At 67.3% G+C, this 5,382-nt stretch carries 5 protein-coding genes and 1 pseudogene; all 6 read left to right on the top strand.

Annotation, left to right across the window (positions count from 1 at the left end; genetic code table 11):
- Positions 1–110, top strand: a pseudogene (locus Q0066_RS15640) (hypothetical protein); the annotation flags it as partial.
- A gap of 239 nt (positions 111–349) precedes the next feature.
- Positions 350–2,233: a beta-glucoside-specific PTS transporter subunit IIABC gene (locus tag Q0066_RS15635; protein WP_298134678.1), complete on the top strand. Its 1,884-nt coding sequence runs from the start codon at positions 350–352 to the stop codon at positions 2,231–2,233.
- On the top strand, positions 2,226–3,689 hold the full coding sequence (locus tag Q0066_RS15630; protein ID WP_298134677.1) for a glycoside hydrolase family 1 protein: 1,464 nt from the start codon (positions 2,226–2,228) through the stop codon (positions 3,687–3,689). The genes Q0066_RS15635 and Q0066_RS15630 overlap by 8 nt, the downstream gene beginning before the upstream one ends.
- Positions 3,690–3,699: 10 nt before the next feature.
- The gene (locus Q0066_RS15625) at positions 3,700–4,560 is read left to right on the top strand and encodes a PRD domain-containing protein (protein WP_298134675.1); all 861 of its coding nucleotides are present in this window, start codon (positions 3,700–3,702) and stop codon (positions 4,558–4,560) included.
- Positions 4,557–4,916, top strand: a complete 360-nt coding sequence (locus tag Q0066_RS15620; protein ID WP_298134673.1) for a DUF202 domain-containing protein — start codon at positions 4,557–4,559, stop codon at positions 4,914–4,916. The genes Q0066_RS15625 and Q0066_RS15620 overlap by 4 nt, the downstream gene beginning before the upstream one ends.
- Positions 4,913–5,239 (top strand): DUF202 domain-containing protein, encoded by a 327-nt coding sequence (locus Q0066_RS15615; protein ID WP_298134671.1) that lies wholly within the window; start codon positions 4,913–4,915, stop codon positions 5,237–5,239. Before Q0066_RS15620 ends, Q0066_RS15615 begins: the two co-directional genes overlap by 4 nt.
- Positions 5,240–5,382 lie beyond the last annotated feature (143 nt).

The following is a 5,382-nucleotide window of genomic DNA, read 5'->3' as shown; positions in this document are numbered from 1 at the left end:
CCTGGGGCATGGCCCTGGACGGCTTCCGTCCCGACCGCTACGACATCGCGGGCGCACTGATCTGCCTGATTGGAGTGGCCGTGATCATGTACTCCCCACGCACCAGCTGAGCGGTCGGGAGGGACGCACGGCACCGGATCTTGGCAGCCATCTCCGGGCAACCGCCCGGACCTCTGATGTCTTGACAGTGGCGTGGGGGGCCGTCTATCTTCAGGACTGCACACACCAGACACGTAACCGGTAATGCGGGCAGGATCTGACGGCATGTGCCATGCGAAAGCGTGGCCTCGCCATCAGGTCCTTTTTTTGTTGCCCGGGAGCGGTCGCGGCAACGAAGGAGATGTCAGGAATGGACTACCAGAAGACAGCCGAGTCGATTCTCGCGGCCGTCGGCGGGGCCAAGAATGTGGCCCACCTGCACCACTGCGCCACCCGGCTCAGGTTCACCCTCAACGATCCGGCGAAGGCCGACGAGGTCAAGATCAAGACCATCCCAGGCGTGCTTTCCACGGTCTCCGTGGGCGGCCAGCCGCAGGTCGTCATCGGCAACTCGGTGGTGGACGTCTACCAGGCGATGGTGAAGCTGCCGGGCGTGAACGCAGCCAGCGGCGCGGGCGCGCCCAAGGCCAAGATGGGGCCGGTCGCAACGGTTCTCGACTTCCTGGTCGGCGTCTTCCAGCCGCTGGTGCCCGCAATGGCCGGCGCCGGCATCCTACGCTCGATGCTCTTGCTGGCGGTGGCTTTCGGCTGGGCGACGAGGGATGATCCCACCTTCCAGGTGTTCTTCAACCTTTCCGGCGCGGTCTTCTACTTCCTGCCGCTGATGGTGGCGGTCACCGCGGCGACGAAGCTGGGTTCGAACCGGATGGTCGCGCTGGCCACCACCAGCCTGCTGCTGTTCCCCGCGATGGTCGCGGCGATGGAGAACCAGGCGACGATGTTCGGCATCGCGATCCCGAACGTCGACTACTCCTCGCAGGTCTTCCCACCGATCCTGATCGCGTTGGTGCTGGCCGGCTTGGAGAAGTTCTGGACCAGGTGGAGCCCCAAGCCGATCCGGGTCTTCTTCGTGCCCATGATGAGCATGGTGGTCGCGGTCCCGCTGGCGCTCTTCGTGCTGGGTCCGATCGGATACTGGGGCGGTGTCTGGTTCACCGCGGCGATCGTCGCCATGCACGGCACACTGGGCGGCTTCGCGGTCGCCATCCTTGCGGTCCTCCTTCCTTTCCTCATCTCCATCGGCATGCACAAGGCGCTCACTCCGTATGCCATCCAGATGATCCAGTCCAAGGGCGGGGAGAGCTTGTTGCTGCCCGCCTTGCTGGCCCACAACCTGGCCCAGGCAGGCTCCAGCTTCGCTGTCGCCCTGCGCACCAAAGACAAGGAGCTCCGATCGGTGGCCATGTCCGGTGGCATCTCGGCCTTCTTCGGGATCACCGAGCCGGCGTTGTACGGCGTGACCCTGCAAAACAAGCGCGCTCTGGCTTCCGTGCTGGCTGGCGCCGCAGCCGGCGGAGCCTACGCGGGCTTCACCGGGATCGTGGGGCACGTCGTGGTCACTCCGGCCATGGCGACCCTGTCGATGTTCGCTGAAGAGGGCAACTCCTGGAACCTGATCAACGCCTTGATCACCGTCGCAATCGCGCTCGGCGTCTCCTTTGCGGTCTCCGCCGCGCTGTGGAGCGACGCCGATTCCGCGACGCTCAAGGCACGCGCGGACGTCATTCCACCGGAGGCTCAGCTGTTCGAGACCGAGGAAGGCCCGGTGGATCTGGGAAGTCCGGTGGACGGTGAGGTGATCGACCTCAGCGAGGTTCCCGACAAGGTCTTCGCGGGCGGCGCCCTGGGCAAGGGTTGCGGCATCCGTCCCAGCAGCGGCGAGTTCCGCAGCCCGGCCGCCGGCACCGTGGCCATGCTCTTCGACACCCGCCACGCGGTGGCGATCACCACCGACTCCGGGGCGGACATCCTCATTCACATCGGGCTGGACACCGTCCGGCTGGACGGCAAGCCGTTCACTGCCCACGTCGCCAAGGGCGACCGGGTGGACGCCGGCCAGTTGCTGATCAGCGCCGACCTGGAACAGATCGAGGCCGCCGGATACGACACGACCACCCCGATCGTGGTCACCAACTCCGACAAGTTCGAGATCACCGGCTCGCCGGTCGGCGCCACGCTGCGCTGCGGGGACCCGCTGTTCACCGTCCAAGCGAAGGAACCGGTCAGTGCGTAGCTTTCCGGAAGACTTCCTCTGGGGCGGCGCCATCGCCGCCAACCAGACCGAAGGCGCCTGGAACGTCGATGGCCGGGGGGCGTCCGTCTCAGACGTCGCCCGGCTGTCCCCGGACGCCCCGCACAGCCACCCCGGCCGGCACCAGCCGAGCCTGATCGAGATCGAACAGGCGCTGGCCGACGCCGACGACAGCCACTATCCGAAACGCCGCGGCATCGACTTCTACCACCGCTACGCCGAGGACGTCGCGCTGTTCGCCGAACTCGGCCTGAAATGCCTGCGGGTCTCGATCTCGTGGAGCCGCCTGTTCCCGACCGGCGCCGAGACCGAGCCGAACCCGGCGGGCGTCGCCTTCTACCGGCGCCTGTTCGAGTTGCTGGACGCGCACGGCATCGAGCCCCTGGTCACGCTGGCCCACTTCGACCCGCCGCTGGCCCTGGCGCTGGATCGCAACGGCTGGCTCGACCGATCGACGATCGACCTCTTCGTGCGGTTCGCCACCACCTGCTTCGACCTGTACGGCGACCTGGTGACGTGGTGGCTGACCTTCAACGAGATCGACGGCATCACCCGCAACCCGTTTGCGGCCGGTGGCATCGTGATCGCCACCCTGCCGCCCGAGCAGGTCGAGGCCGCCACGTACCAGGCCGCCCATCACCAGTTCGTGGCCTCCGCTCGGGTCACTCGCGAACTCCACCGGGGGCGGCCGGACGCCCGGATCGGCTGCATGCTGACCAAGCTGACGACCTACCCGCTCACCTGCCGTCCGCAGGACGTGGCCGCCGCCCAGCAGAAGAACCTGGACAACCACTTCTTCGCCGATGTCCAGGCCGGCGGCGAGTACCCGCGGCTGAAGCTACGTCAGCTCGAACAACGCGGCATCAGCCTGGTCATGGAGCCGGGCGATCTGGAACTGATCCGAGAGCACACCGCCGACTTCGTCTCGTTCAGCTACTACATGTCGATGGCCGAATCCGTCGACCCGGAGGCCGAACGCACCCCTGGCAACACCGTCCTGGGGGTCAAGAACCCCTATCTGCCCAGCAGCGACTGGGGCTGGCAGATCGATCCGGTCGGCCTGCGGATCTCGCTGATCGAGCTCTACGACCGCTACCGCAAGCCGTTGTTCGTGGTCGAGAACGGTCTGGGCCAGGACGACACCATCCAGCCCGACGGCAGCATCGGCGACCCCTACCGGGTGGACTACTTCCGCGCCCACATCGAGGAGATGGCCAAGGCGGTGGACGCCGGCGTCGACCTGCTCGGCTACACCGTCTGGGCGCCCATCGACATGGTCAGCCACGGATCGCTGCAGATGACGAAGCGGTACGGCTTCATCCACGTCGACGCCGACGATCTCGGACGCGGCACTCTGAACCGCACCAAGAAGAACTCCTTCGACTGGTATGCCGACGTCATCCGCAGCAACGGTGCAAGTCTGCTCGATCGGGCCTAAGGTCATGCTCGTGCGGCAGGTGAAGAAGGTGCTCAACTCGAGCGTCGTCCTCGCCGTGGACGACAGCGGACGGGAATCCATCCTGCTCGGCAAGGGCATCGGCTGGGGCGCGAAACGCGGTGACACCATCACCGCGGACGAGGCGGTGCAGGTCTTCCTGCCGCTGGGCGACCCCGACTCGCGCGCCTTGATCGAACTGCTCAGCAGCATCCCCTCGGAATACGTGCTGCTCGCCCAGGAGATCATCGCGCTGGCCGGAACCAGCCTGAAGGTCGACCTGCACCCGCACCTGCTGCTCGCGCTCACCGACCACCTCCACTTCGCGGTCGAACGCGAGAAACAGGGGCTGCGGGTGCAGAACGGGCTCGCCTGGGAGATGCGCAGCTACTACCCCGGCGAGTACGGCATCGGGATGCAGGCCTTGCAGTTGGTGAATGAGCGGCTGGGCACCCACCTGCCCGAGGACGAGGCGGCGAACATCGCCTTCCACCTCGTCAACGCGCGCAACGACGCCAGCACCTCCTTCAACGCCCTGCGCGCGGCATCGCTGATCTCCGAGATCGTGACGATCGTCTCCTACGCACTCGGCCACAGCTTCGACCACAACGAGCTCAACCACCGACGCTTCGTCACGCACCTGCAGTTCTTCGCCGACCGCTTCTTCGCCAGTTCGATGCTCGACAAGGACGGCGGCTTCCTCTACGGCCTGATGCGGGTCCGCTACCCCCAGGCGGTGGCCTGCGCCGAACAGGTGCGCCAGCACGTCCAGAAGGAGTACGAACAGCCACTGCCGGACGAGGAGGTCGGTTACCTCGCGTTGCACATCGAGCGGTTGCGGGATCGCGACTCGTTCCAGGGCGAAAGCTCATGAGACGGCGCTTCCCGAGGACGCTGTACGACCAGGGCGCCGACCCCGATCCGCGGTTCAGCTTCGCCAACGAACGGACCTTCCTGGCCTGGATCACCACCGGCCTCGCGCTGCTGTCGGTCGGCGTTGGTCTGGAATCCTTTGCCACGCCGCTCAGCCAGACCGCCCGGTCGCTGACCGCAGGCCTCCTGATCGCGGGCGCGGCTGCCACTCCAGCACTCGCGTGGTTCAACTGGTGGCGCGCAGAGGCGGCACTGCGCAGAGACGAGCCCCTGCCGCACGCACCCGGCATGGTCCTGCTGGTCGCCCTGGTCACTGTGGTGGCGGTGGCTGTCGGGATCGATCTGGTCCTGCCATGACCAGCCACCCCCCGCGCGATCCCGGCTTGCAGCCGGAACGCACCGCCCTTGCCTGGCAGCGGGTGGGGCTGATCGTGCTCGCAGCCGGTCTAGCCGTTCCCCGACTCGCCGGCGGAGACCTCTCCGTCGGATCCGTCCTCGCCGGGCTGGCCGGAGCCTGCACCGGCCTCTTCCTGCTGGTGGCGACCGGCCGCCGCTACCGGCGGTTGGTCGCCCACGCACGCCGCTCCGGAGCCGGCGTGGACGGCCTCCTGCCCGCGGTCGCCGCCAGCGGAAGCACTGTCCTCGCCCTCGGCGTCATCCTCACCCTGCTGCGGCTCTGATTGGTTGCCCACGCCGCGCGAGACCAGCCGAACGCGGACAGCGGCGAAGTCGGGATCGGCCAGATCGAGGGCGGTGGTGTCGATGGTCACCCCGGGCACCAGGCCGCGGGAGCGCAGCCGGGCGAGGGTGTCTGGGTCGGCGT

It is taken from the genome of Micropruina sp. (assembly GCF_027492755.1).
In the GTDB taxonomy this organism is placed as follows: domain Bacteria; phylum Actinomycetota; class Actinomycetes; order Propionibacteriales; family Propionibacteriaceae; genus Micropruina.
This window is presented reverse-complemented; position numbering and strand designations above follow the sequence as displayed.